The sequence below is a fragment of the Bacteroidia bacterium genome (genome assembly GCA_027493955.1).
Taxonomy (GTDB): domain Bacteria; phylum Bacteroidota; class Ignavibacteria; order SZUA-365; family SZUA-365; genus JAOSJT01.
In genome coordinates, this window is sequence record JAOSJT010000001.1 from 3,347,605 (window position 1) to 3,374,455 (window position 26,851).

The window sequence follows — 26,851 nt, forward strand, 5'->3', positions numbered from 1 at the left end:
CCCTATACCTGAAGCATGATCTCGTCGAGGGATTTCCTTCGCAAATTGGGGACTTCCGCATCTTCGGCGGCATAACCGACCGGGATGAGCACATACGGACGTTCGTTTTTCGGCCGGCCCAGAATTTCGTTAAGAAAATTCATCGGATTCGGCGTATGCGTCAGCGTAGCGAGTCCTGCATGGTGCAGGGCGGAGAGAAGAATGCCGACAGCAATTCCGACGGATTCGGTGACGTAGTAATGCTTCGTTCGCATCGGTGGACCGCCGATGGTGTTCAGCCCTACATCCTCGTAGGAAATCTGGAACACGACGATGAGGTAGGGAGCAGTGCTGAGGTACTCCTTTTTCCAATCCGTTCCCAAGGGCGCGAGCGCCTGTTTCCATTCTGTTGGAAAGCGACGCTCGTAATTCTCCTTTTCTTCCCGCTCAGCCGCGATACGAATTTTTCGTCTGATGTCCGCATCGGACACAACAACGAATCGCCAGGGTTGTTGATTTGCTCCCGAGGGCGACGATCCAGCAGCTTTGATACAGGTGGTGATGATGTCAAGCGGGACCGGGTCGGGTGAGAAGTGCCGCACCGACCGCCTTGTGCGCATGCGGTCGTAAAACGCTTCGGCGGCGGCACGCTGCGTATCCTCGGAGAGGCGCGGATAGTCAAGTGGGATAAAAGATGTGCTCATACTGTTCTCCTGTAATTCAGTCGCCAAAGCTGATGCCGAGATCCCGTGCGGTGAGGATGGTGTCGCAGTCCAGTGGAACGACCTTCATACGGCTGGTGGCCTGTTTGAGAGGGACGTAGCGCACCGTCGGAGGATCCAACGCGACCATGATGCCGTTCTCGCCCGCCTCGAGCGCACGCACCGCAGCTGCTCCGAAACGCAGTGAGAGCAGACGATCAAACGTGGTAGGTGTACCGCCGCGCTGAAGATGTCCCAGAACGACATGCCGTGCCTCCTGCCCGGTGAGTTGCTGCAGCTGCTTCGCTACTGCTTCGCCGATGCCACCGAGGCGCTCGGCACGGCCTGTTTCATGCTCGAGGACAAGACGTTCGCCGTCGCGGGGACGTGCGCCTTCCGCGACAACGACGATGGAGAAATTTTTTCCAACGGCAACGCGCTCCTGCGTTTTCGCGGCGACCTTGTGGATGTCATAGGGAATTTCAGGAATAAGAATCGCATCCGCGGTTCCAGCTACACCGGAATTGAGTGCTATCCAACCGGCATAGCGCCCCATGACTTCCACGACCATGATGCGGCGGTGCGCCTCGGCGGTGGAATGCAGTCTGTCGAGACAATCGGTCGCGAAAGAGACGGCCGTATCGAAACCGAACGTCGCCACCGTTTTATCAAGATCGTTGTCAATGGTTTTCGGGACACCGACGATGCGAAGCCCTTTTTCGAAGAGCGCTTGTGCGATACTCAGCGATCCATCGCCACCAATGGCGACCACTGCGTCAATGCGGGCTTTGCGGCACGCACGAATGATTTCACTGCTCCGATCAATAGTACGGATACTTCCGTCTTTCATCGTCACCGGATACTCCAGAGGATTGCCCTTGTTGGTCGTACCCAGGATGGTGCCGCCCAGATGCGTGATACCACGAACAGTCTGTGCATTGAGGGGGATCAGGCCTCCTTCAGGGAAATTCTCGGGCATGAGCAAGCCGTTGTACCCGTCGCGAATGCCGACCACCTCCCAGCCGCGCTGCAGAGCGCAGATGGTGACGGAGCGGATGACAGCGTTCAGTCCCGGGGCATCGCCACCTCCGGTATTGATAGCTATGCGACGAAGACGCGTGCCGACGCGTGGAGTTCGAGAGGTGCGTGTGTGAGCGGCCATGAAGAATCGTGATCATCCATTGTGTGTGGAAATGTTCTGGAAAATAGCATCCAGATCGACGGATGCCAAGTTCCGCCTTGTCCCGGGAGTTACGCTCGCTCTTCGCTTTTAATCAAGGCCAGCAGTTCCACAAACGATTTTGTCTGCAGAACGCGATCCACCACCCGATCAGATCTGAAGAGCTTGCCGACGTCCGCAAGAAGTTGCAGTTGTACTTTGAAGTCATCTTTGGGAGTGAGGATGAGCAAAACCACACGCGCGGCGTCTCCGTCGGGCGCGTTGAAATCTATGCCGTGATGCGAGAACCCAAGAGCGACAAAGGGAGACGAAATGCCATCCACACGTGCATGAGGAATAGCGACACGTCGGCCGATACCCGTAGACATGGTCTTTTCCCGTTCCAACGCCTTTGCAGCAATAAGCTCGGCGGGGATACCGGTAACGGGTCCCAAGCTTTTTGCTAATTCGAGAATGGCGTCGTCGCTGTTCTCGGAGCGCATCGCCGGAATGAAGGCCTTCGCATTCAAGAAATCCATCAACCGTGGTTGCCGCTTCTGTCCCATCACCCATTGGATCGCCGGGCCTGCAACGAGAGACGTACTCATCGCCACGATGATTAATGCGACAAACATGTTTTCCCCGATCAGACCTGCTTCCAGAGCAAGAAGGGCGAGAATGATCCCCATTGCTCCATAGGTGTTAAGACCAAAGCCGATCGCAAGAGATTCGCGCTGGGTGAAACCCATCAATCTGCTTGCGGTAAAACTTCCGAGGACTTTCCCTGTTGTCGCCATCATGAGCACAACCAACACCAGAATCGGATCGAAATGTTCGATGACATTTACCCGCAAACCGATTGATGCGAAAAACAGCGGAGCAAAAATGAATGAGATAAAGTGATCCAATATTTGTCGTGTTTTTTCGCGGAGATGCGTAGAATCACCGAATGCGACTCCGAACATGAATGCTCCCAGGATGGAATGGATACCGATCCATTCCGTGAACGCAGCGGCCAACAATCCCCCGATGATTGCGAAGCCAAGAACACCTCCCGGCCACGAGGTATACGCTTGAAGGGGTGGTAATATCGAATCGATCACGAATCTGCCGATTGTTAAGATCAGTATTGTGAATCCCACCGTCATCCCAATGGTGAGCCAAATACTCATTGAACCGCTCCCTGAATGCATCAAGCCAATTATGGTTGCGAATAACAACCAACCCGCGATGTCATTGATCACAGCGACCGCGATGAGAATCATCCCGAGATCGGACCGGTACATGTTTAGATCGATCAGGATTTTTGCGATAACGGGGAGTGCGGTAATCGATAGCGCGGTACCAAGAAAGAGCGCGAAGTAGAGGGACTCTATCTGTGTGCCACTTTCAAAGAAAGTTGGAAAGAGCATACCGCTCCCGAAACCCACACTGAAGGGAATCAGAATACCGAAGAGGCTGATGACGAGTGACGCCTTACCTTGACGAAGGATGGCCGAAAGGTCGACTTCGATACCGGCGACCATGAGGAAGAGGGTGATGCCGAGCGTTGTCACAGCCTGGAGGCCTGCCGTGAATCCCGGAGTCGACGGAAAGAGACTCGTGAACAATCCTGGGGCAAGTGCGCCGAGTACCGTGGGTCCAAGAAGAACTCCGGCGAGCATTTCTCCGAGCACCGCTGGCAGATTGACCAGCCGTGCGAGTTCGCCGAGAACGCGCGCGACAAGAAGGAGAAGGCCAAGCGCCAGAAAAAACGCGGTCAGTTCGGAATGGTCCATAGGCTCACTCCGTCCCGCCGTCGGTTTCACCGCGAAAGAGCAGCATGCCACAGGGGAGACTCGTCAATGCCGACTCGGCTGGATGCGTGAAAACCCGGTCCCAGAACGTCAGCGCACGCGAAGGTGCCTGCGTTATAACCAGGTCTGCACCAATGGAGCGCGCGTACTCCACAATGGCGATCCCTTCGGCACTCTCGTCGAGCACTTGTACCTCCACCTCGAAGTCCGTGAGATCGTACACCGAGAGATAGTCCACCAACGCTCGGTGCTGCTCGCTTTCAAATTCCTCACGTTCGCGTTGATCGATGTAGCGTGCGGCGAGGCGGTCGGCATAGTCTGTTTCCTGCACGATATGCAGTCGATGTTCTCCCGCGGCACGGAGCAAGCCCAAGGTGTATGAGAGCATGGGAGCAAGATCCTCGTCGAATCGGACACCCAGCACGACATTTTCCAGCCGCGGCACGTGATGGACGTTAAGCGGGATGAGCAGCACGGGACACCCGGCTTTCCGTGCGATTCGTCGTGCCACGCTGCCGAAAATGCGTTGGAACATCCCTTCCTCTTCGAGGGCGCCTGTTACCATCAGAGTCGCTTGCTGCTCTTCCGCGATGGCCAACAACACATCCTCCGGACTGCCGGTGCGCAGGAGTAATTCGCAATCGCTGTCCACTGCGGCGGCACGGAGCACTTCGGCGAGCCGTATCCGCGTCTCTTCCGCCTCCTCGCCAACATGTACAAACACTGTGCGCGCACCGAGCAAGGCGGAGAAGCTGCTCGCTGTTGCCGCGATAAGTTGCGCATGCGGGGAAAACGCCACACCCGCCACGACCACTTCTGTCCGATCCGACACGCTGTCCTCCAAATCTTTGCCGTACAATCGTTCGCCGAAAAGTAGTCTCTCCGGGAACATGAGGCAAGCGCCGCAGCAGAGCAGCGTGGCAGCGTGTAATGGGTGTTTCTCCAGCATTTGAATTCTATGTGTCGTCGGTCTATATTCGTACACCCTGTATCCCAATTGCCTGGTGTGTCATGAAGCCCGGAGTTCCTTCGCGACAAAAACTACCACCGATGCTGTATGGCGTTCAACGCCGTACCCGCAGTGGTTTGGATCCCTACGTTCCTTCACCGTCTCAACCCTGGAATGCGTTGCGTGCCTCACACCTACTACGACGCGCCGCACCTCTCCCGACGTGGGATGAGATAACCGCCGCAGCGGGGATGTCTCCCGGCGATGTCGTGGACCTGTTGCTGGACGTTCTCCCGGAGCCGTCACCCCCGGGTGCTTGGGTGTCGGAAATCGCGGCCAAGCCGACAACAGTTGATGAGGACAACGCCTATCGCGCTCAAAACAGCTCGAATATGAACGCCTTGCGAGCATGGTGGGCTGGACTGATGACGTCCTCTGGCATGAATATCCGTGAGGTCTTGACGTTGTTCTGGCATGGTCACATCACCAGCGAGGGTGGAATTGTGCTGGTACCACAGTTCATGTATCAGCAAAATGCCCTGTTCCGCTCTTATGCCCTTGGCAATTTCCGCGATCTGATGAAAGCGGTAAACCATGATCCCGCCATGCTTCGCTATCTCGACGGCGAAATCAACATCGGATCCAATCCCAACGAAAATTATGCGCGTGAACTCATGGAACTGTACACCATGGGCGAGGGAAAATACACCGAAGAGGATATTCGGGAGGCCGCGCGCTGTCTTACCGGTTGGCGCCTCGATGAATTCGTATCCTTCGATGCATCATTCAGCCCGTTGTATCACGACGCCGGAAACAAGACGTTCATGGGACGAACCATTCTCGGCAAATCCTCTCTCGATGGACGCTTCGAGGGAGATGAGGTTGTGGATATCATCTTCGAGGACCCCGCCGTGGCGAAATTCATTTGCCGTAAGTTGTATCTCGCTTTTGTGTACAACAACCCTGCGGCAGTGGATGGTGAGATTGTTGATGGTCTCGCACAGATTTTTCGCGAGAGCAATTACGAAATCAAGCCGGTCATTGCCGCATTACTTAAAAGCTCCCACTTTTTTGATGTCGTGAACGTGGGAGCGATGATAAAAAGTCCCGCTGTGCTGCAAGTGGGGCTCGCCCGGCAGCTCGACGCAGATCCGGGCGGGTCGCGTCTGTCCGCCGATATGAAGACTCTTGAACAGAATCTGCTCGACCCGCCGAACGTTGCCGGCTGGGAGGGATATCGTACATGGGTGGGCACAACGACGTATCCCTATCGAAAGTCCTTCGCCGAACGCTTCATCACGGGACAAGCTCCGGGGGGGGCATCGCAAACACCTATGAACGTTGTATCATGGGGAAAGAAATTCGATGAATACAACAATGCGGAAAAACTGATTGACCAGATTCTGACCTTGCTTTTGCCGGTCGCAGTTTCGGATACGCGCCGCAGCTCGTATCTGCAGACAATGCTCGGCGGGGCGCCGGTGTATGAGTGGAACATTGACGCACCCAATGCCGATACCAATCTGCGCGGCACACTGCAGCGTATCGTTTCGGCTCCTGATTTTCAGTTACACTAAACGCAGGGGGCAACATGAATCGTCGTGACTTTATCGAACGCTCCCTGTACGCTTCCCTCGGTGTGGCATCTGTCCCCCTGGTGTACGGAGGTATACCGGTACATGCCGGAACGCATCGCTCCATGTCCTCGGGCGCCTTGGCGGAGAACGACAACGTTTTAGTTGTAGTGCAGCTTTTCGGCGGTAATGACGGTCTGAATTCCTTTATACCGTACACGGATCAGCGTTACTACTCCAGCAGACCCACGCTTGCCATCCCTCCCGCGCAGGTGTTGAAGATTCCGAATCCTACCATGGGTTTTCACCCGCAGATGACGGGCATGAGCGACCTGTTTCAGTCCGGAAAGCTTGTTGCCGTGCAGGGCGTGGGATACGAAAACGCCAACCGATCGCATTTTCGCTCCGAGAACATCTGGCTTACCGCCTCGGGAGCAAATGAAGTGCGGGAAACCGGTTGGCTCGGTCGTTGGCTCGAATACGCGAATCCCAGCTTTCCGCTGAACCTCCCGCCGGATCCTTTCGCCGTGCAGATCGGTGGCACTCTATCGCTCATGCTACAAAGCGCGAAAGGAAATATGGGTATCACCCTCGCCGACCCGGATACCTTTTTCCGCCTCGGGAGGAATCAACTGGATGAGGTTGTGCAAGGCGGTACCCCCTATGGAGATGAGTACCTGTTCGTACGCGCAATCAAAGAACAGAGTGATGTCTATTCACTCCGGATAAATGATGCCTTCAACGCCGGAAGGAACATCGGCACATATGCGAATGCGGGGCTATCGCAACAATTGCGCCTCGTAGCCAGGCTGATTTCCGGCGGGCTCAAGTCGAAGGTATACATGGTGTATCTCGGCGGCTTTGATACACATGCGAATCAGGCAAACGCTCACGCGAATCTGCTACGGACACTCTCCGATGCGATTACACAGTTTACCACAGATCTGCAGAATCAGGGTCTGTCGAAAAATGTGGTGGGCCTCACCATGTCGGAATTCGGTCGCAGGAACCGCGAAAACGGCAGTCTGGGTACCGATCACGGTGCGGCGTCGGTTCAGTTCGTTTTCGGAGATCCTGTCAACAGCGGCGTGCTCGGTGCCGATCCCGATTTCGATCGAACGGAAGCGGGAGGCGACCTTCTCTACACATTCGAGTTCCGCCAGCTGTATTCCGAGCTTCTGGAAAACTGGCTTGGCGTCCCGAAAGACGATGTGACACAGCTACTTGGCGGACGCTTCACGCCTCTTCCCCTGATCCGCACAAGCACACCCGCCACGCAACCAGGTGTGATCAGCGAGTTCGAACTCGGTCAGAATTATCCTAATCCTGTCGCGGCCGCCACTGAAACCACCATTCCGTTCTCAATACAAAAAGCATCAGCGATCGATCTCGTTCTTTTCGATGCGCAGGGGCGTCAGCTCGCAGCTTTGGCGTCCGGAGTACTTCCGGCCGGCCGACACACCGCTTCCTTCACGGCACGCGATCTTCCCGCCGGTACGTATTTCTACCAGCTGCGTGTGGACGGACAGCGTGTGACGCGACGAATGCATGTGACGCGATGAACGGGATACTTTTCCGATGGCACTACACAAGGAACAGTGCCATCTGTACACCTTTACTTGCCCCAAGCTGATTCGAGCTTTTCGGCACATGCATCGGCCCGGCCCTGCAACGATCCACTACCACCTGTTGTCGTATGATTGCATCTGTCTTCCCGCGCATCACCATCGTTTGCCTCGCGCTGGCACTGCACGCCGCGCCGGTATGGGGCCAATCCACCTGCGATACGGATCGCTCGTGTACTGGCAACGCACTGCTCTTTCCCGGCGGGGATTTCGATTATGTAGACGTATTCAATTCACCCGCTCTGGGCAGAATTGACGTATCGAACGCGCTGTCGGTAACACTCTGGGCCAACGTCTCCCGGCAAAACGGAGTGCAGCAGTTCATTGGCGGCGTGTGGGGTCCACGCACCGACAGAGACGATAAGTGGTTACTCTACATCGATGAAACGGACTCACTGACTTTCGAGTTGAGCAACGGCGTCACGAGTTTCGGCCGTTTCGACAACACCGTGATCAAGGCGCCAATGACATACGATTCATGGCTGCACATCGCGGTGATGTGGGACGGGGCCACGCAGGAAGCTCTTCTTTACATTGACGGACGCCTGTCAGCATCAGGTCGAAATGCCGACTACCCCATCGCCTCGTTGCAAAGCACGGTCAGCTATTTACAGCTCGGCAGTTTCAACGGCATGACGAACGATCCGACGCGCACAAAGCCTCTGACGGGGCAGCTCGACGAAATCCGTATATGGGACAGAGTACTGTCCGAAGCCGAGCTTCGTTGTGGCCGTTCGTCATCCCTTACAGGAAATGAGCCAGGCCTCATCCTGTATTTCCGTTGCAATGAGATCGGTGGTGATATACTCTGCGATGCCTCGCGTTTCAACGGGAGAGGCAACAGACGCGGTGCGCTTCGTTTTGTCCCGGCTACACGCGTCGTTCCTCAGTCGGTGTTTGTCACGCCTCAGTCCTTCTCCTTTCCCCTCGGTTGCATTTCCGACACCACCCTCACGGTAACCCTGACGGACACCTCCGCCTGCGCACAGCAGGTGTCCTTGTCGTTGACGGGAAGGGATGCCTCATCCTTCGTACTGGCAACGAATACCCTGACGCTCCAACAGAACCAACCTGTGCTCGTTCAATTGCAGACCAACATCCGCATCACCGGAGTCATCAGCGCAAACCTGACTGTCCGTCCGTTGAATTCCTGCAATCCCGTCACCGTCATCCCGATCAGCATTACCCGCAACACGGAACTGGGCGCGGCTCCGGGCAGGGTGATCTTCGATACATTGTTTGGATGCATTGACAAGCGCACGTCCGATACCACCGTTCGGCTGTGCAACAACAGCGGGGCACCACTCACCGTCAACGCTCTCGGGCTTACTTCCCCCGCTTTCAGTGCACTGCCGTCAGGATGGTCTCTGCCCCTGACGCTGCAACCCGGAGATTGTCGCGACGTGTTGTTGCGCTTTTCGCCGGCTGACACGGGCTCCTATTTCGACACGCTGCGTATTGTCACTACGGATCCCTGCCCCGGCAGTGGATTGATCCCGCTGTCTGGCCGCAGTGTGCAGATCGCGCGGACAACTATTGCATCCATAGACTTCGACCAACCCGGTCTGCCGTGCAGACGTTCGCTGAATTTGGCAGAGGAGTTTTTTCTCCGCAATATGAGCGGCGAGAACTTCACCGTGGAGGCGATAGAGTTCTCTACACCGGAATTCAGTTCTCCCACGACGATGCCATTCACCGCGAGACCGAATACGGCGTACCGCATGTACATCCGCTTCCGCTCATCGGTCGAAGGTGTGTACGTGGACACTGCACGCATCAGAATACTTTTCCGTGGTTGTATTGTGTATCGTACGATCCCGGTGCGCGGACGCATCGTCGCGTTGCGTCTTGCGGCCCGCGACACACTTGTGGATTTCGGCAATGTGGTTGTGGGACGCACGCAAACGCTTCCCGTAACGCTTGACAATAATGGAAACGACGCGCGGGATATTTTCATGTACCTCAGCTCAGGACGCGCGTTTTCTTTCGCCGGCGGCAACCGTTTCACACTCAACGCCGCTTCTTCGTCAACGGTAAATGTGACTTTCCGTCCCCTGAACGTTGCATTCTTTCGCGACACGCTGAACTTTCAGGATGTCGGCTGCCAGGTCATCACACGTGTGCTTGTTCAAGGCAACGGTGTTGACGGATCCTTGACTTTTTCGCCCGGTTATCTACAGGCGGGCAATGTGATCAATTGCCGATGCAGACAGGATACGGTGACGGTCACGAACAACACAGCCGCACCGCTGACATTGCGCAACGTGAGTATTGCAGGATCAATAAAATTTACCTTCCTGCCTCCGCTTCCTTCGGTTAACGAGATTCTGCAACCGCTGCAGCAACGTCGCTTCGTGATTCAATACTGCCCTGCCGGTGCGCCTGATTTCGTGACGGAACGAGCGGATCTCGTATTCGACACGGATGGACCCGACGGGGAGTTGCGCATGCTGCTCACGGGGACCAACATCGAACCAAAACTCACCATTGACCCAAGCACGGATTTCGGTGACGTGGAGGTTGGCAGCACCCTCACAATGGTATTGCGCCTCACCAATCCGAGCCCGACCCCGGTGACCGTTGACAACATACCACCCTTGCCGACGGGCTTTTCCGTTGTCTCCGCCGTGCCGCCACTTGGTTCCGTTCTGCAGTATCGCGATACCATGCTCGTTACCGTGCAGTTCGCACCCACAAACAACATCACTTATAGCGGACCGATAACGGCAACCTCCACGAACCCATGCTCAGTCACTGTGAGCGGAGCGCTGCGGGGGCGCGGTATCATCGTTCCGTTGTTCGTGCCCTGGTCCACCATCGTCTTCAGCGAAGCCACACGCTGCGACAGTGTGCTTCGCATTATCGGCCTGGTCAACGACGGCAGTGTGCCGATACGCATCGATTCCATCTGGATAGCGGGTCCGGATTCACTGGCGTTTACCTGGCGGGGGCGCACATTCGCCGGTCTTCCACCGCGGGACACCCCTCCTCATAGCGCCGATAGCATCGACGTGTATTTCCATCCCCGACGCTCGCCTTCGGTGCAGACGCAAGCACAATTGCATATTATGGCCACGACACGCCTGGGCCAGCAATTGTTCATCATCAATCTGGTGGGCGGACGCATCGAGCAGTTCATACCGAGTCTGCTTGGTGTGCTCTTCCCGTCCACGCCGGTACTGAATGTCGCTACACCGGTGAACGTAAGTTTCCAGAACCCGAGTTATCTGGAAACCCTGTACATCGACTCTGTTTCTTTTATCCCGGATCAGGGGGTGTTCAGCTTTACCGGCGCTCTGCCTCTGGCCATCGCTCCCCGCCAGTCCCGCAACTTGAGTTTCGGATTCAGACCAAGAGCGGCGGTGGACTACAACGCACGCGTCCGATTGGTGACGCGGGTCGGTTGCGTTGAGGTGGATACCACGCTGAGCATTTCAGGCAGTGGGTACACACCACCATGGCTGGTGACGCTGTGTATTGACAGCACCATCGTGGCAGATATCGGTGACGTGCTGCGTTTGCCGGTCATGTTGAATCGCGATATCCCTCAAAATCCTCTGGATATTGACCTGTTCGTGAGCTATCACAGGCGCGCTCTCCAGTACCTCGGGTTCGAACCCGTATTCACAACTGCGTCCGCACGCGATACACTGCGTCCCGACGGCGTGAAGATTTCGATTCCCGCGAATCAGCATGTCAAGGCCGGGCCGATCGGCTACATCAGCTTCCGTGTGGCCGCTTCGGACTCCATGCAATTTCTGCTCCGCACGGACAGCATTTCTTTCGCATCGGATTCTGTGCTGTTCATTGCACTGTTCGGAGATGGCTGTTTCAATTCTGTCACCATCAACCCGCATTGCGGCATCAGCAGACTGGCGTTCAGCGCAAACCGGTATTCGCTCAGTGCCTGTTATCCCAATCCCGCGGTCGCTCAAACCAGCATTGAGTTCGAGACCCTCGAGGATACTCATGTACGCATCGTGCTTCGTGACGCTACGGGACGCAACGTTGCCGTGCTCACGGACGGATTCTACCAGCACGGGCGTTACGTCTTGAATGTCGACACCTCGGCGCTCTCAGCCGGAGTGTACAGCTACATCATGAGCACAGCAAATTTCTATGCCGCACGTACACTGATAATCATTCGCTAGGGTCGCGTCGCGATGCGCGTGCATATCGCGCGAACATGTTTCCTCCAGCACGAATCAAAAGACGTGCACTTGAAAGCCGATTTCCCAGCGTTCCTGCAACAGCACAGCGTCGAGCGTTACCCCGAAGTCGCAATGAACCTTCAAATGATCGAATCATGAACCTGTTTCTCCTTGTTTCAATTCTTCTCGCTCTCGTTTTAACGTCCCCTATCCTTCAGGCACAAACCGTGCTGCGTCTTGGAGCACACGGCGGCTACCTGCATTCATTTCACGATACAAAACAGAGTGCGCGGATCGGTGAGGACGGCTGCGGAGCGTTTACCTATGGCACGGGAAACGGACCTGCGTTCGGTCTTAACGGCGAAGTAGAGCTGACACCCTGGCTGCGGGGTGGCGGACGTTTGACCTACGCACGTCTCGGTGCCACTCTGTCAACAGTATGCGACAACGGCATCATAGTCCCGACCGGCAATGACAACGAATTTGCCTTGCTGGTAAGGGAATACACAAAAATCACTACACTCGATTATGGTCTGCTTGAGTTGGGGCTGCGCCTCCTGCCGCTGGATGTGCCCATATTTTTCTCCGCGGGATTCAGCGTCGGCACTCCCATGTTCGCTGCCAAGTGGGAACAGGACGAGCGCATTGTCTCACCCGAAGGCGCGCTGTTTCCGGGCTTTGTCGCCCGTCGCAGCAATGGCGGTGGGGATTTTACCGACACGCAGCTCCGCAGCGCTGTCACAGGTGGGATCGGGTATATCCTGAATTACAACGGCAATGTAGAAGTAGCTCCGGAGATCCTCGTCAGCTATCCGCTGAGCGATGCCACGACAGGATACGAGTGGAAAATCGCCACAGTCGCAGCCAGCATGCAAATCTCCTGGCGCATTGACATAATGCCGGAGCAAGAGCTGCCGCAGCCGACAGAGCCGCTTCCCCCCACCTCCGCCTCCGCAGCCCCGCCCACCCGTCGCAAGTATCGGCAGCAGCACCGACGCCGCAGTCAACATCACCGAAACCTTTGTGACGGAAACCTTTCCCCTGTTGCCGTATCTCTTTTTCGAAAAAGATTCCGATAAGCTCTCCGACAAATACATGCGAAGCACTTCCTCAGACGTCACAACCTTCTCTGAACGCGATGTTCCCCGTAAAACACTCGACATCTATTATCACCTCCTCGACATTATGGGAAGCCGCCTGAAAGGCGATGAAAGCATCCGCATCACGTTGACAGGATCGACGGATGACAAGGACAGCGAGAGAGGGAATGTTTCTCTTGCGCTCCGCCGTGCGGCTTCTGTCAGGCACTACCTGACCGATGTCTGGAAAATTGACAGCAATCGTATTACACTGGCGACGAGATCGTTACCATCAATCCCTTCCACACCGCTGTTCGCGGAAGGTGATGCGGAAAACCGTCGCGTTGAGATCTCCTCCGATTCAGATGCTCTCTTCCGACCCATCGTACATGAGCGCCTGAGTGAGTTCGACATCACTCCGCCCGTCATGGAGCTTACCCTCGGAGCTCAGACCTCATCCTCCCTGTCGCACTGGTCAATGCGAATACGTCACAACGGCGGGATTATCGCGGAGTTCAGTAGCGCCGGTGCACCGCCGCCTTCACTGCAATGGCGATTGGACGATGAACTCGCCGCACGTGTGTCGGCGGAGGACTCAGTCAGCGCCACCCTCGAAATTACCGACCAGCAGGGACTGACGGGCGAAACCAGTATTGCCATCCCCGTGCGCAAGCAGCAGAATTCTTTCGAGGTTGGCCGCCTCAGTCTGATTGTATTCGATTTCGATCGCTCGGACATTCTCCCGCACAATCAGCGCATGATCCGCCGTTTCGTCGCCGAGGCAATCAAACCGACATCTTCGGTCATAATCACCGGATCCACGGATCGTCTAGGTGAAGCGCCACACAATCTGACCTTGTCTGCCGCCCGTGCCGAAAATGTGCGCAGCATTCTTCTCTCCCAAAATCCGAGATATGAGAAGCTCGAAGCCCGCGGCATCGGTGAAGCACCGGAGCTCTACGACAATGATCTGCCCGAGGGACGTTTTTACTGTCGCACAGTGGCGGTTGAAGTTAAGACGCCTATCGAATAATCGGGTCTCGACTCAATTCACCTCTTGCGCCTCCCACTTCCAGGGTGTGAACATCCGCATGCTCAGCAACGCCGGCAGCGCTCTGGCATACATCCCGACATGCCGCAGACGGAAGCGATTGATGCGTCTTTTAAGCCAATCGATCGGCGTCTGTGGTGAGACGTAAAACTTCGCCTCCCACAAATCATCCTCCACGGAGATGATCCCCTCATCGATCGCCCGCTGTTGCAAAGGCGTGCCTGGCTGGATACGCCAGCCAATGCCGAATTCCGTGAAGACCGCTTTCAGTGATGGCGCAAGTCGCAGCGTCTCCTCGACCGTCGCTCGCGTCTCACCGGGACTGCCGAACGTGGGCATCGCCATAAAAAAGAGGCCTTCCTCGCGCATCATCGTCGTGTCCCGAAAAATCTCCGCAGTGCCGAAGGACTTCCCGAGAGCTTCGAGCACCGGATCGGAAAGACTCTCGGCAAATAACGTGAAGCCGACACCCCCGGCCTTTCGGTAAAGCCGAAAAAATTCCCGATCTGCCTCTCCCGGATCGAATACCGCATACAATCGGAGTTGAGCTCCTGTACGGATAATCTCGCGTAACACCTCTTTCGCGTGATCCAGCGGACGATTGAATCCGGCATCAACCATCCAGACCGAGCGCGCTTCTCCGAAACGTTTGAGCTTCAGCATTTCCGCGGCAATATCGGACGGTTCGCGCAGGATGAAACTTCGCCCGAACGTGGTAAATGTATCGCAGTATGCGCACTTCTCCGGACAGCCCGAACGCGTAATAATCGCTGCGTCCCAGTAGCACCGTCGATAACGGCGCCGGTCGATAAGCGTATGATAGTCGCAGTGTACTGATGCATAGCCCTCCAGGTGGAATGGATTCGTGATCACTGCACCATCATCACCCCGAAATACAAGACCCGGCGTGCTCATATCCGCCGACCCCGCTTCGAGTGAGGCAACAAAACGCGATACTGGATCCATCGCGTCCCCCGCTATCCCGTATTCAGCCCCAAGGTATTCGAGCATCCGTTCAGGGAAGGTCGTGAAGGCCGTCCCTCCGAGGAGTGCCGGAGCGCGGCATACGGCGCGCACCGCTTCGCAAATCTTCTGTATTTCGGGAAGGGGATCGTGATAATCGAGCATCGATTGATTATCCCGATTACGCACAGAATAACAGACGAGGTCAGGCTGCAATTCCGCGCTCACCTCTCCGGCAATGGAAGCGGGGTTTTTCTCGCCCATCAGATCGAGGAAGCGGACGCGATGACCATCGGTCTGCAGCGTCCGGGCTACCATCGCCGCACCGATCGGCAGTGGGACAAGCATGCGGTTGCTGTTTGTCTGGACAAAGAGAATGTTCATGCGAGCTGCCTCGCCGCTCTGAAATACGTGTGTAATAACGCAGCGGGTGTGATCGTTGTCCGCAAGGGGATGGATGTCGACACCTGCGTGTTCACAATACGGAAACATCGGCGACGCGGGACAGGACCTCGCGTCTTCGCAAGTTCCGTCCGTGCGCCGCCAGTAGGGTTTTTCTAGAGTATGCGGCGCATCGAGTCCTCATCGAAACCCACCACCATACCCTTCGGGGTGCGGACAACAGGCCGCTTTATGAGCATCGGATCGGCGACCAGCGCGCTTACGATTTCTTCATTGCTCATTCCGGCCACCTTATCCTTCCACCCGCCATCCTTGTATGAGCCGCCGGAGGTATTGAATACCTTGCGTGGGTTATCCACAACCTTGAGCATTTCCCGAATGAGCGCTTTCGGGACGACGGTCTCCCGCACATTCCGATAATCGAATGTGAGGCCCTCGCCTTCCAGAAATTTCACCGCTTTGCGTGTCGTACCGCAGCTGGGTATCCCCCATACTTCAATCGCAGCTTTTAGGGCCATGCACATGCTCCGAATCTGTTATACATGAATACTATGAGAATGTCGTTGTTACCCCGCCGGCGCAGTAGGATAGCGGCCGGAGAGGGCTTCGCGAATCACTTTCTTCGCTGTTTCCGGAAAATTACCACTGATAATCCACTCGAGGTAATCACGATGTGCGCTGACGAGCTGCTGCAATGTTTTACCTTTGTGCTTGCCGAAACTGATAACCGAGGCTCCGTTCTGCCAGATGAATTTTCCCTCATCGTCTATCCAGCTCGGATCTCGGGGATGTATTACGGTCTCGAGTTCAGCGATGTTGCGCGGGAGATCCTCGTATCGCAGGAGCTGCGCGGCAAACACCTCGGCGGTAGCAAGCACATCCGCCAGAGCTCCATGCGCTCCCGTGTGCTCCTTCGCACAGTAAAAACGATACGCCGCGGTGAGGTCGCGCGGCTCCTTGAGATGAAATATCGTCAGCGAGTCCACCACGTGCCGTCCGTCCATGTCCCATTCCATTCCGCAGCGCTTGAATTCCTCCTGCAGCATCGGTAAATCGAAGCGCCGTACATTGAAACCGCTCAGATCACAGTCGCGCAGAAAATCCTGCAGACGCGTCGCCAGTTGGGCAAATGTCGGCTCCAACGCTACATCCGCATCAGAAATTCCGTGCACCGCTGTGGCCTCCTTCGGAATGGGCATCTCCGGATTGACGCGGTACGTCAGTTCTTTCATCCCGCCTTTGGGAAGCAGCTTGACCACCGCTATCTCCACAATACGGTCCGTCTGTATGGATACACCTGTGGTCTCAAGATCGAAAAACGCGAGCGGGCGCTCGAGCGGAAAAGGCAACTGCGGAATGGATGCATTCATGTGCGCCTGATGTATCTGTGACATGGAAGGACGATGAAAAACGCTCGTGACGGCGGCGTGTTTTCATTGTGGTGTAAATTATGTAATAATGTACCTTTCATCAATGAAATGGAGCGCGCCATGGCGAAAAGAGGAAAGCAATCCAGAAAACCCGCCGGTCTCTCGCCAGGAACCCTTATCTACATAGGGAACCATGCGGATCACGCTTCCGCCCTCATGCGCATCCGTTACTCAGCCGATGGGGCACACACTTCCGCGCCTGATCAGATAGACTGTAGCAAACTGCGTGACAGCGAAACGCATTCATGGTATCAGATGACCGGCCTGAACGATGTCCAGGCTGTCAAGACCATCGGAGACTGCCTCGGTCTGCATCCGCTGCAGATGGAAGACATTGTCAACACAGGGCATCGCACCAAGGTCGAGTTGTCCGATACGCTGCTGTTCACCATCCTCAAGCATGGTAGCCGTACAGCGGAAGGACTGCGTATGGAACATGTCGTCGTCGTTCTTACTGAGGATACTGTTGTCAGTTTTACAGAGCACAACGCCGATATTTTCGAACCCGTACGGAAACGCATGCTGGCTCCGCCATCGCGCATGCACAGCCGCGGTACGGACTATCTTTTCTATGCGCTGCTCGATTGCATTGTCGATTATCATGTGGAGCTGATCGAGGATCTGGATGATGAGATCATCACATTGGAAGAAACGCTTCTGGAGGAACCCGGGCAGCAGGTGCTACGACGGATTCACCAGCTGCGCAGGGATACCCTGACTCTGCGAAAGGCGTTGCTGCCTTTGAGGGATATGATGCTCGAACTGCATCGTAGCGAGTCCGGACTCCTGACGGCTGAAACGCGCGTGTTCCTTCGCGATGTATCCGACCACATCGTGCATCTGCTCGATACGCTGGAATATGACCGCGATGTGCTCGGTGCGCTCATCGATCTTTCGATGTCGATGGAAAGCAACAGGATGAACGAGGTGATGAAGGTCCTGACGATGATCGCGACGATATTCATTCCCCTCACCTTTATCTCCGGTATCTATGGAATGAACTTTCGCACAATGCCGGAACTGAACTATCCCTGGGGTTACCCCGTAACTCTGCTGCTGATGGCAGCTATAGCCGCGGTTCTGATCCTCTATTTCAGGAAAAAGCGCTGGCTCTGATGTTCGCTCTGCGTCGTTCGAACGCGGAAACCACTCATTCCGCCGTTTCCCGCACCTTGCCTTCATGCACGTGCAACATGCGCTGCTCCACGTCGCTCGTGAGAACGCAGCGTATCAGAATGCGGTCCTCCTCATAACGCTCCTCCACGATGCGCGCCACGCGATGAAACTCGGCACTGATTTTGTAATCCGGTGGTCGTATCTCGAAGGTTTTTTCGCGATGCTGCTCCTCGATCATGAGCAGTATTGCTGTGTTCAATTCTCCGAGATTGATTCCGCGCGCCGCGGAAATGAACACGCTGTACGAGTACTCGCCTTTGAGACCCACCATCGAGCCAGGATTGTCGAGACGGTCAATCTTGTTGAAAACCATTATGGTGGGTTTGTCCGCCGCCCCGAGTTCGCGCAGGGTGTCGCGCACAACCTCGATCTGTTCGCGAAAATGCGGATGCGACACGTCCACAACATGGAGAATGATATCCGCTTCAACGACCTCGTCCAGTGTGCTCTTGAACGATGCGACAAGACGCGTCGGAAGTTTTCGGATAAATCCCACCGTGTCCGAAATCAAAACCGTCCGACCCTCCAGATCGATCCCGCGCACGGTGGAGTCGAGCGTGGCGAAGAGTTTGTCTTCGACCAGAACATCGGCACCGGTGAGTGTATTGAGCAGCGTGGATTTACCGACGTTGGTGTAACCGACAAGGGAAATGCGATGGGCATCGCTTCGCGACTTCCGCTGTGTCGCACGCTGCCGGTCGATGCGGCGTAGTTTCTCCTTGAGATGCGCGATGCGGTCGCGCAACATGCGGCGATCGGTTTCGATTTGTGTTTCACCGGGACCCTTGGTTCCAATGCCGCCGAACTGTTTGGAAAAGTGCGTCCACATCCGCGTGAGTCGTGGCAGCGTGTACTCGAGCTGCGCAAGTTCCACTTGTGTCTTTGCCGTGTTGCTGCGTGCGTGCATGGCGAAGATGTCGAGTATGAGCGTCGTACGATCAATCACTTTGCGATTGAGCATACGCTCAAGATTGCGCTGCTGCACGGGTGACAGATCATCGTCGAAAATCACCGTATGCACTCCGAGATCCTCGCATCGCTCGGCAATGAATTCCGCCTTCCCCTTCCCGATGAAGGTACGGGCATGAATCGCCTGCCGATTCTGAAAGACCTTTTCCACCACCTCGGCGCCGGCGGTCTCCGTGAGCAACTCAAGCTCCTCCAGATGCTCGTCTGTCTCGAAGCGCAACAAAGACGGCGGACGTGAAACGCCGACGAGAATAACACGCTCTTGCACAGGCGCCGTGTCGTGCAGTCGCGGGGCTCGCTCCGTGGCTTGCTCTTCCTCTTCCTCCTCATAGTACTCAAAGATCTCCTCAGAGAAAGGGAGTCCTCCTTCGTCCACAGAACCCGTGTCATCCTGGTCCGGATGCGCCGTTTCAGGGTGGTCGTCCTTGTAGCCGCCTTTATCGTACTCTGTATCTGACATTTGTGTCATTTTCCTTGAATGGTGGAATCGCGCCGTCAGCTCCGCTCCAGATGCTCGGCGTGCGTGTGTGCTTCGGGCAGCGAACGCTTGCGGTCGCGGGCTACCAGCATTTCAGCCAGCGCACAAAGTAATGCGAGCGCGATCATGTATTTCCACAGCTCCACACCGAAACGGACTTCCGTCACGGCTTGCTGTACGCTCTGTGATTGATCAAGCGTCCTGGCGTTTTCTATCCCGAGACGGGAAAAAAATGCGCGTTCTTCCTCCGTGGATGCCCTGACAAGATTGGATTCTCGGGCATCGACATTGACGACGATATTGCGCAACACGGTGTTCCCCGAGGCAAGAACATATACACCCGGTGCGTCAGGCGCTTCGATGGAAAACACCAGACCAGAGGGCAGGGCTTTCGGGACGATACGCTGCACTCCACCCTCGGGTGATCGCAATTCGAACAGATCATCACCGCCCGGAAGAGATGAGAAGCTTATCTCGGAGCTTTCACCGGCCATGAGTGAGACCGTGTTGTCGTCGCGCGAAGCGAGATAATACATGGACCGCGTCAGCAAAGGCAGGAACAAACCTTTGAACGCGAAATCGGACCAGCGTGGATCAGGCGACGCACCAAATACCAGCACGCGTCCTTTGCCGTGTTCCGCGTCGAGCAGAAAGGCGTCCCCTCCGCGCGTCCCGATTACCTGACGCGCCCTCTCGCCGGCGCGCAAACGAACGACAGCACCCAGTTCCGGTGAGTCAACTTCCGGATTCCGGCCATCCGCCCGCTGTTCGAACAATCCGCGAAAAAGCGGATGATCGAAGTCAATGCTGCCCAGTGTGGTGAAACTGCCGCGATCCTCCAACGATCCGTTTAATCCCATCGGACGCGGAATACCGAACAAGGGAAGGAGCGTTGAAGAAAAAGCTCCAAGCGACGCATCGGCATCGGGAAAAAGCAAGGCACTTCCACCCTGCTCCACCCATGATGCGACTCTCTGTAAAAACGGCTGCGGTAATCCCTCCGCACCGGTGAGAACCAGCACATCGTAACGCTCAAGGTTTTCCGCAGGCAAGCGACCGCGATCAACGCTCTGTATATTCAACACCTGCGGAGCTTCACTTTCGCCGACGAAGGGATTGAGCGCAAGCGAGACGAGCCGCGTATCGCGGCCGCCCGATGGCCCAATGAGCACACGAATCTGCTCCGGAATACTGAAGGCGAAATACCGTCGGTTGTCTTCAGGCAGAGCATCGTCCTCGAGTTCGACAAACCCCTGCACCCAGCCCGCCTCGCGCGGGGTGATGGTGAAGTCCACATCACGCCTCCCCCCCGCGTCAACGCTCACGCTGTTCTGTGTTACCCGTTCTCCGTTGAGAAACACCGATACGACCGCATCGGTCAACGCTCCCTCGGATGTATTCGATATGGTGGCCCGCAGGTCCACCGGCTTCCCTGCCTCGAACAGCGAACTGCGCAATTCCACATTTGCCACCGCGGCGTTGTTGCCGTCTTCGGCGCCCAAAGGGAGCACAAACACCCGCACAGCTTTATCAAGCACAGAGGCGACCTGCGCAGCCGCGTCGTACGCGTACTGCGAGCGCTGCCTGTCGGTAATGATGTACACTTCTTTGTTGAAGTTGCTGCTTCGCTCCATCAGAGCCCCTGCTTCCGTCAGCGCCCGCTCGTAATCCCCGTGTATGAAGCTTGTCTCCGTATCCTCGACCTCACGGCGTAATGCGCTGTGCGCTGCGGTAAATTCCTTTGCTCCGCTGCGAAAATCGGTGGTCAGCAGCACCACGGCCTCGTCGCCTGTGTCGAGAAGATCAATCAATTCATTCGCTTTGCGCTTTGCCTGCGTCAGCAGAGGTCCCTGACGGTCCGTCATCATCATACTGAACGAATTGTCCAAAATAATGATCACGGAACTCTTCGCAGCGGTCCCCGGAAGGAAGCCAAAACCGCTCCGCAACGCAGGACGTGTGAACGCCAGAACGATAAACACGATAATCAGCGTACGCAGAGCGAGCAGCAGCCATTGTTTGATCTTGAGTTTGCGTATCTGACTACGCTGCAACTCTTTTAAAAACGTGAGCGTGCTGAATTCAATGATCCGCGACTTGCGCAGATTCAGCAAATGCAAAATGATGGGAATGGCAGCGGCTGCCAAGGCGATCAGGTACAGGGGATTGAGAAAGGTCATAGGCCGCTTTCCGCCTTGTCCTCATGGTGAAACATCGTGTCCGACGCGCTGCACAAACGGTGCGTAACTATGAAACATAGAGGCACGGGGCCTCAAAATCAACACCAAAACACGGACAGTACTCAGCGCCGTACTCGGCGACGCGTTTTCACTGCCATTTCATCGGCGATACACGAAACCGCGCGATGTCCGCAGCGTTGCGCCCGAGCAACTCTGTCTCCAAACACTGCGACCTTCTGCCGCGGATGGTTTGTCACATGGGAACGGTGAACAGGGGAGAGAGAGACTGCGTCACTCCCGGTGCAAGCTCCGTGCTTCACCCCAACTCCTCCATTCCTGCACGCTGCGTCCGGCATGCTCTGAACCCCGCTTTGAGCCCGGGGGCGACTTGACATATCCGCTCTCCTTGCATACCTTTATTCTACACACCTGATATACCACCTCGCAAGCGAGACGCACCTACCCCATCGTCTGCACGCTGCCGATCCTGCGCAATGTGCAAGCGCGTTCGTGGACTCGTCTCTCATACGACGCGGCTCCAACAGCAGTTTGCTCGTTGGGACGCGACATATTCCTTTCAACACAGTTCATTGGAGGACGAATGAATACCTCGCTTCGCCTGTTGTTCGCCTGCGTCGGTGTATTCGTGCTGTTACTGCATGATAACGCACTTGCGCAAACACCGTCGCCCCCCGTGCGCCGCCAGTTTCATTATCAGGGATGCCTGACGGATGCTGCGGGTGTGAAGATCACGGGATCCCGCCAGGTGCGCTTCGATATCGTGGATCTCGATTCAAATCCGCTTGACGTATTGTTCTCCGAGACGGTACAAAGTCTCACTATCGAGAACGGAATCTTCGAACATGTCATCGGAAGTGTGGATACCAGCGGCAATCCTCTTCCACCGCTCATCTTTCAGAAACGCGTCGCGCTTGTACTCACGGTCAACGGCGAAACCCTCGCTCCTGCTATCCCGATTCATCCCGTACCCGTGGCCATGGTTGCGCTCTATGCCGACTCGCTCAAACAACCACTTCCTCCGGGGCCTCAGGGTCCCGCAGGACCGCCCGGACCCGCCGGACCGATGGGTCCCGCCGGATTGAACGGCAAGGATGGGAAAAACGGCATCAACTGCTGGGATACGAATGGCGATGGTGTGAATGATCCGGGAGAAGACAGCAACGGCGATGGTGTTTGGGACGCGAATGATTGCAAGGGTCCAAAGGGCGATCCAGGCCCGCCGGGCGGCGGCGGGGACACTGTTACCGTGAAGCGCCTGATCGTACTGGAGGGTTCACAGCATGAGGGGAACGAACATTTTCGCCGGGGAATCACCGTCGGAGGGGCGGATAGCACGGGATCCCTCCTGCAGATCGACTCGACAGGAGAGATCTACGCCCGCAGTCTCCATATCCTCGATCCGCGGCTCCCCGCCGATCACGACAGAAACCGTATCGTCGAGTTCGACAGCTCGGGCTCCGTCCACCGTAAACCGGAACGCTACATCAGCATCGATACACTCAATCCCTCCGCCTCGGACACCACCGTGATCACCGGCAACGGTGTCAGGACACCCGAGCTGGTCGTGCGCCATCCCCGGACGGGTCAACCCGTAGCGATATACGACAGCAGCGGATCGAAACATTTTCTTCCGGAGCTATTTATCCGTATTGACCCGGACGATCCCACAAAGAGGGATACGTCGGTGGTCCGCGGCGACATGCTACGAACGCCGCGATTCGAAATCCGTGATCCGGCCACCGGTACGGTGATGGCCAGGATTGATGCCGACGGAGAAGGGTATTTCCGCAGTCTGCATACGGTGGATGAACATGGCATGATAATGACCTCGTTCAACAGCGACGGCACATCAATGCACATCGGTGAAGAAACCTACCTCGGCGGCATTATCATCCCGCTCGCGAACGGCAACATCCTTCGCATCAGTCCCGAAGAGGGCATTACCATCACCGATCCGCGAACGCCGTCCAATCCCTGGAGAGCCCATATCGATCCAGTGGGTAATAGTCTCTTCGCGGGTCAGAAAAACGCCATCGTGCATACGCAACACCATGGAGTGCGGCGTATGTACGCGGAAGAAGCGACCGAGGTCTGGTTCCGCGACCGGGGGCAGGGGAAGCTGGTCAACGGCGAAATCCGTATCGCTCTCGATCCGGTCTTTCTGGAAACCGCTTGCATAAACGATGAGCATCCGATGATCGTAAAACTTACACCCACTGCCGACTGCAACGGCCTCTTCGTCGCCGAGAAGCGCGGTGATTCCTTTATCGTCAAGGAATTAATGAAAGGCTGCTCGAATGCCAGCTTCGACTGGGAGGTGTCTGTCAAGCGACGCGATCACCAGAATGTACGCATGGAACTGTACACGGGACCCGCACGGCAGGAGACGGGGCGATGAAACAGCTGTATCTTCTCTCGATCTTCTGTGTATGCCTCTCCGTCGCCGGCCATGCTCAGAGCAGCCAATCTTACATTCTGCTCTTCGACGTATTCGACAGCGGTGGCAGCGGACCCGCAACCTCTTCATCCACGTCCTTCAGGGCACTCTCCATCGTGGGCCAGGCAGCGCAGCAGCATACGTCCACGGCCGTTTCCCACATCGCTTCTTCCGGTGCTGCGTGTGTGTTCTGCGAGTTGCTCATCTCCACCGGTATCGCGCCATCGGTCATTCCGGGTGTGTCGCGGCTACATCAGAATTACCCGAATCCCTTCAATCCGACCAGCACGATACGGTATGAACTGGAACGCCCGTCGGTGATCGAGGTCGCCGTGTACACGTTGCTTGGACGCAAACTGAAGATTCTCGACAGCGGATTCCGCGATACGGGCATGCACAGCATAGATGTGGATGCGGCGGAATTCGGCAGCGGCGTGTACGTGTATCGCTTGCGTACCCCGTTCGGCGCACTCTCCCGAAGAATGGTGGTGCTGCGCTGATACGCGACAGATCCCATTTCCACATGGAATAGAATGGAGAATCGCATCAATGTCATGCAGGCAGTCCGGACACGGACTGCCTGCTTTGCCTTACTCAGAAGATGCGCTCATGTTCTCGATTTCGGCCTGCAGAATCTCCCACTCGCGGTACAAGTCGGCAAGTTGCTTTTGCACTTCAGGATACCGGGAGTTGAGCTCCTTAATCCTCGTTTCATCCCTGTACGTCTCTTCGAGGCCCAGCGCGGTCTCGATTTCCACCTTTTCCTGTTCACAGGTTTCGATCTGCTGCTCGACGCGAGCCACCTTGTTTTTCAGGGGTTTGAGCAGCTTGTACAATTCCTGTCGTCGTGCGGCTTCTTCGCGCTTGCGCTCCTTGTCGCTGTGCGCCGCGCTGCGCTTCTGTGCCTCGCGGCCCGCGGGGTCGCGCCGTTGTGTATCCTCTTCGATTTCCGAGGCACGCTTGCGCAGGTAATCGCTGACCGTGCCAAGCGTCATGCGAAGCTGGCCGTCCCGGAAATCAACGCATTTGTTCACCAGAGGCTCAAGAAAATCGCGGTCGTGCGACACGATAACCATGGATCCATCGTAACGGGACAAAGCGTCCTGCAGTACGACCTTCGAACGCATATCGAGGTGGTTGGTGGGTTCGTCGAGAATCAGCAGGTTGGATGGCGTCAACAGCATACGCGCGAGGGCGAGGCGGCTTTTCTCGCCACCGGAGAGCACGCTGACGAGCTTATTCACTGTGTCTCCCGAAAACATGAAACACCCGAGAAGTGTGCGAAGACGTTTCCGGATTTCACCGACTGCCGCATCATCCAGTGTTTGCAGCACGGTCTTGTTCGACTGCAGCTCCTCGGCCTGATTCTGCGCGTAATAGCCGATCAGGACATTATGGCCCGGTCTGCGTTCTCCCGACTGGAAGGGCTCGATACCCGCAATGATACGAGCGAGTGTGGACTTGCCCGCACCATTGACGCCAAGAAACGCGATGCGGTCGCCACGTTCAATCGTAAAATCGAGATTCTCGAAAATGTTCAGAGCACCGTAGGACTTCGCAACGCCTTGAAGTTCCATGAGAACGCGTCCCGGTGGCGGCGGGGGAGGGAAATCGAAAGAAATGCCGCCTTCCTCGTCTTCGATTTCCACGAGTTCCATCTTGTCCAGTAGCTTGATTCGACTCTGCACCTGTCGCGCCTTGGTGGCTTTATATCTGAACCGATCAATGAACTGCCTGGTCTGCTTGATCTGCTGCTGCTGATTCTCATAAGTGGAACGGAGTTGCTCGGATCGCAACGCCTTTTCGTCAAGAAAAAAGCTGTAATTGCCGCTGTATTCCGTAAGCTTCCCGAGTGAGATTTCTATCGTCCGTTTCACCAGGGTATCGAGGAATCGGCGGTCGTGCGAAATGAGAACAATGGAATGCTCGTAACCACGCAGATACTCCTCCAACCACTGCAAGGATTCGATGTCGAGGTGATTGGTAGGCTCATCGAGGAGGAGAATCGTCGGTTCACGCAGGAGCAATTTTGCGAGGGCAATACGCATCTGCCATCCACCGCTGAATTCCTCCGTTCCCCGATGAAAATCCTTCTCTGCAAATCCGAGTCCGGAGAGCACCTGCCCGACTTTCGCCTGTATGTTGTACCCCTCGCGATGCTCCAGCAAATGTTGCGCCTCCCCGAGCTCGGCAACCAATTTCTGCATTTCAGGAGCGTCCGGCGCACAGGTTGCGGATAGTCTGCTCAACTCCTCACTGATCATGTCTACCTGGTCGTGCAGCGCGATGATGTCGTCGAACGCGGTGCTCGCCTCCTCGAACAAGGTTCGTCCTGCATGCATCACGCCATCCTGCGGCAGATACCCGACGGTGTTGGATCGCGACCGGGCGATCTCTCCCGTATCCGGCTCGATATGCCCCGTGATGATATTCATCAGCGTGGACTTCCCCGCGCCATTGGAGCCCACTATCGCCACGCGCTCATTGTCACCGATGCGCAGTGAAACGTCGCGAAAAAGGTAACGTCCGTTGTATTGCTTCGAAATGCTGTTGAGAGAGATCATGGGTATCGTAATTCGTGAGTCTCACACACTGTAATAAATGGGATTTGCGCACGACCCGCAACCTCTGCCAACCGATGCGGAGTACCCTTGTGGAAGCGTCCGCACCCTTCCCAACGGAAAACAGGAATGACCGAAACGTTTACGGAAATGCGTGGTACCACGCATAA

General features: G+C 56.1%; 18 protein-coding genes. 8 read left to right on the top strand and 10 right to left on the bottom strand.

What is annotated here, in order from left to right:
• Positions 1-2: 2 nt before the first annotated feature.
• The 4 genes from M5R41_12825 to M5R41_12840 all read right to left on the bottom strand — a co-directional run bounded on the left by M5R41_12825 (position 3) and on the right by M5R41_12840 (position 4,467).
• Entirely contained in the window at positions 3-683 is a 681-nt protein-coding gene (locus M5R41_12825) for a nitroreductase family protein (protein ID MCZ7557276.1), read from the bottom strand.
• 16 nt (positions 684-699) lie between these two features.
• A complete protein-coding gene (locus M5R41_12830) occupies positions 700-1,842 on the bottom strand; it encodes an ATP-dependent 6-phosphofructokinase (protein MCZ7557277.1) in 1,143 nt (380 codons plus the stop codon).
• Positions 1,843-1,931: 89 nt separating this feature from the next.
• Positions 1,932-3,617, bottom strand: coding sequence for a cation:proton antiporter (locus tag M5R41_12835; protein MCZ7557278.1), 1,686 nt, complete (start codon positions 3,615-3,617; stop codon positions 1,932-1,934).
• A gap of 4 nt (positions 3,618-3,621) precedes the next feature.
• Positions 3,622-4,467, bottom strand: a complete 846-nt coding sequence (locus tag M5R41_12840; protein MCZ7557279.1) for a universal stress protein — start codon at positions 4,465-4,467, stop codon at positions 3,622-3,624.
• Positions 4,468-4,685: 218 nt separating this feature from the next.
• Here M5R41_12840 and M5R41_12845 point away from each other — a divergent pair, with 218 nt between their 5' ends.
• The 5 genes from M5R41_12845 (at position 4,686) to M5R41_12865 (ending at position 14,046) form a co-directional block, all read left to right on the top strand.
• A complete protein-coding gene (locus M5R41_12845) occupies positions 4,686-6,161 on the top strand; it encodes a DUF1800 domain-containing protein (GenBank protein ID MCZ7557280.1) in 1,476 nt (491 codons plus the stop codon).
• A 14-nt stretch (positions 6,162-6,175) separates the two neighbouring features.
• Positions 6,176-7,720 (top strand): DUF1501 domain-containing protein, encoded by a 1,545-nt coding sequence (locus M5R41_12850; GenBank protein ID MCZ7557281.1) that lies wholly within the window; start codon positions 6,176-6,178, stop codon positions 7,718-7,720.
• A 134-nt stretch (positions 7,721-7,854) separates the two neighbouring features.
• A complete protein-coding gene (locus tag M5R41_12855) occupies positions 7,855-11,934 on the top strand; it encodes a choice-of-anchor D domain-containing protein (GenBank protein ID MCZ7557282.1) in 4,080 nt (1,359 codons plus the stop codon).
• A gap of 155 nt (positions 11,935-12,089) precedes the next feature.
• Positions 12,090-13,013 carry a hypothetical protein gene (locus tag M5R41_12860; protein ID MCZ7557283.1) on the top strand — a complete coding sequence of 308 codons (924 nt, stop codon included), beginning with the start codon at positions 12,090-12,092 and terminating at the stop codon, positions 13,011-13,013.
• A 16-nt stretch (positions 13,014-13,029) separates the two neighbouring features.
• A complete protein-coding gene (locus M5R41_12865; protein ID MCZ7557284.1) occupies positions 13,030-14,046 on the top strand; it encodes an OmpA family protein in 1,017 nt (338 codons plus the stop codon).
• Between the two features lie 12 nt (positions 14,047-14,058).
• Here M5R41_12865 and M5R41_12870 read toward each other — a convergent pair whose 3' ends face one another.
• The 3 genes from M5R41_12870 to M5R41_12880 all read right to left on the bottom strand — a co-directional run bounded on the left by M5R41_12870 (position 14,059) and on the right by M5R41_12880 (position 16,799).
• Positions 14,059-15,411 carry a cobalamin-dependent protein gene (locus M5R41_12870; GenBank protein ID MCZ7557285.1) on the bottom strand — a complete coding sequence of 451 codons (1,353 nt, stop codon included), beginning with the start codon at positions 15,409-15,411 and terminating at the stop codon, positions 14,059-14,061.
• Positions 15,412-15,584: 173 nt separating this feature from the next.
• A complete protein-coding gene (locus M5R41_12875; GenBank protein MCZ7557286.1) occupies positions 15,585-15,947 on the bottom strand; it encodes a Spx/MgsR family RNA polymerase-binding regulatory protein in 363 nt (120 codons plus the stop codon).
• Between the two features lie 48 nt (positions 15,948-15,995).
• The gene (locus M5R41_12880; GenBank protein ID MCZ7557287.1) at positions 15,996-16,799 is read right to left on the bottom strand and encodes a 3'-5' exonuclease; all 804 of its coding nucleotides are present in this window, start codon (positions 16,797-16,799) and stop codon (positions 15,996-15,998) included.
• A gap of 120 nt (positions 16,800-16,919) precedes the next feature.
• On the opposite strand from M5R41_12880, the gene corA reads away from it, so the two are divergent.
• Entirely contained in the window at positions 16,920-17,975 is a 1,056-nt protein-coding gene (corA, locus tag M5R41_12885; protein MCZ7557288.1) for a magnesium/cobalt transporter CorA, read from the top strand.
• A 34-nt stretch (positions 17,976-18,009) separates the two neighbouring features.
• Here the strand turns inward: corA and hflX are convergent, their stop codons facing one another.
• Together hflX and M5R41_12895 are read right to left on the bottom strand one after the other, a co-directional pair.
• Positions 18,010-19,464, bottom strand: coding sequence for a GTPase HflX (gene hflX, locus M5R41_12890; GenBank protein ID MCZ7557289.1), 1,455 nt, complete (start codon positions 19,462-19,464; stop codon positions 18,010-18,012).
• 35 nt (positions 19,465-19,499) lie between these two features.
• Positions 19,500-21,662 carry a BatA domain-containing protein gene (locus tag M5R41_12895; GenBank protein MCZ7557290.1) on the bottom strand — a complete coding sequence of 721 codons (2,163 nt, stop codon included), beginning with the start codon at positions 21,660-21,662 and terminating at the stop codon, positions 19,500-19,502.
• Between the two features lie 601 nt (positions 21,663-22,263).
• Between M5R41_12895 and M5R41_12900 the strand changes: the two genes are divergently transcribed.
• Entirely contained in the window at positions 22,264-24,081 is a 1,818-nt protein-coding gene (locus tag M5R41_12900; protein ID MCZ7557291.1) for a hypothetical protein, read from the top strand.
• Positions 24,078-24,620 carry a T9SS type A sorting domain-containing protein gene (locus tag M5R41_12905; protein ID MCZ7557292.1) on the top strand — a complete coding sequence of 181 codons (543 nt, stop codon included), beginning with the start codon at positions 24,078-24,080 and terminating at the stop codon, positions 24,618-24,620. The genes M5R41_12900 and M5R41_12905 overlap by 4 nt, the downstream gene beginning before the upstream one ends.
• A 90-nt stretch (positions 24,621-24,710) precedes the next feature.
• On the opposite strand, the gene M5R41_12910 is transcribed toward M5R41_12905, so the two are convergent.
• The gene (locus tag M5R41_12910; protein ID MCZ7557293.1) at positions 24,711-26,684 is read right to left on the bottom strand and encodes an ABC-F family ATP-binding cassette domain-containing protein; all 1,974 of its coding nucleotides are present in this window, start codon (positions 26,682-26,684) and stop codon (positions 24,711-24,713) included.
• Positions 26,685-26,851: the final 167 nt, after the last annotated feature.

Excerpts from the sequence above, each read along its gene's own strand:
- M5R41_12825 (MCZ7557276.1), bottom strand. The coding sequence starts at position 683 with ATGAGCACATCTTTTATCCCACTTGACTATCCGCGCCTCTCCGAGGAT.
- M5R41_12830 (MCZ7557277.1), bottom strand. The coding sequence starts at position 1,842 with ATGGCCGCTCACACACGCACCTCTCGAACTCCACGCGTCGGCACGCGT.
- M5R41_12835 (MCZ7557278.1), bottom strand. The coding sequence starts at position 3,617 with ATGGACCATTCCGAACTGACCGCGTTTTTTCTGGCGCTTGGCCTTCTC.
- M5R41_12845 (MCZ7557280.1), top strand. The coding sequence starts at position 4,686 with ATGCTGTATGGCGTTCAACGCCGTACCCGCAGTGGTTTGGATCCCTAC.
- M5R41_12850 (MCZ7557281.1), top strand. The coding sequence starts at position 6,176 with ATGAATCGTCGTGACTTTATCGAACGCTCCCTGTACGCTTCCCTCGGT.
- M5R41_12855 (MCZ7557282.1), top strand. The coding sequence starts at position 7,855 with ATGATTGCATCTGTCTTCCCGCGCATCACCATCGTTTGCCTCGCGCTG.
- M5R41_12860 (MCZ7557283.1), top strand. The coding sequence starts at position 12,090 with ATGAACCTGTTTCTCCTTGTTTCAATTCTTCTCGCTCTCGTTTTAACG.
- M5R41_12865 (MCZ7557284.1), top strand. The coding sequence starts at position 13,030 with ATGCGAAGCACTTCCTCAGACGTCACAACCTTCTCTGAACGCGATGTT.
- M5R41_12870 (MCZ7557285.1), bottom strand. The coding sequence starts at position 15,411 with ATGAACATTCTCTTTGTCCAGACAAACAGCAACCGCATGCTTGTCCCA.
- M5R41_12875 (MCZ7557286.1), bottom strand. The coding sequence starts at position 15,947 with ATGGCCCTAAAAGCTGCGATTGAAGTATGGGGGATACCCAGCTGCGGT.
- M5R41_12880 (MCZ7557287.1), bottom strand. The coding sequence starts at position 16,799 with ATGAATGCATCCATTCCGCAGTTGCCTTTTCCGCTCGAGCGCCCGCTC.
- corA (MCZ7557288.1), top strand. The coding sequence starts at position 16,920 with ATGGCGAAAAGAGGAAAGCAATCCAGAAAACCCGCCGGTCTCTCGCCA.
- hflX (MCZ7557289.1), bottom strand. The coding sequence starts at position 19,464 with ATGTCAGATACAGAGTACGATAAAGGCGGCTACAAGGACGACCACCCT.
- M5R41_12895 (MCZ7557290.1), bottom strand. The coding sequence starts at position 21,662 with ATGACCTTTCTCAATCCCCTGTACCTGATCGCCTTGGCAGCCGCTGCC.
- M5R41_12900 (MCZ7557291.1), top strand. The coding sequence starts at position 22,264 with ATGAATACCTCGCTTCGCCTGTTGTTCGCCTGCGTCGGTGTATTCGTG.
- M5R41_12905 (MCZ7557292.1), top strand. The coding sequence starts at position 24,078 with ATGAAACAGCTGTATCTTCTCTCGATCTTCTGTGTATGCCTCTCCGTC.
- M5R41_12910 (MCZ7557293.1), bottom strand. The coding sequence starts at position 26,684 with ATGATCTCTCTCAACAGCATTTCGAAGCAATACAACGGACGTTACCTT.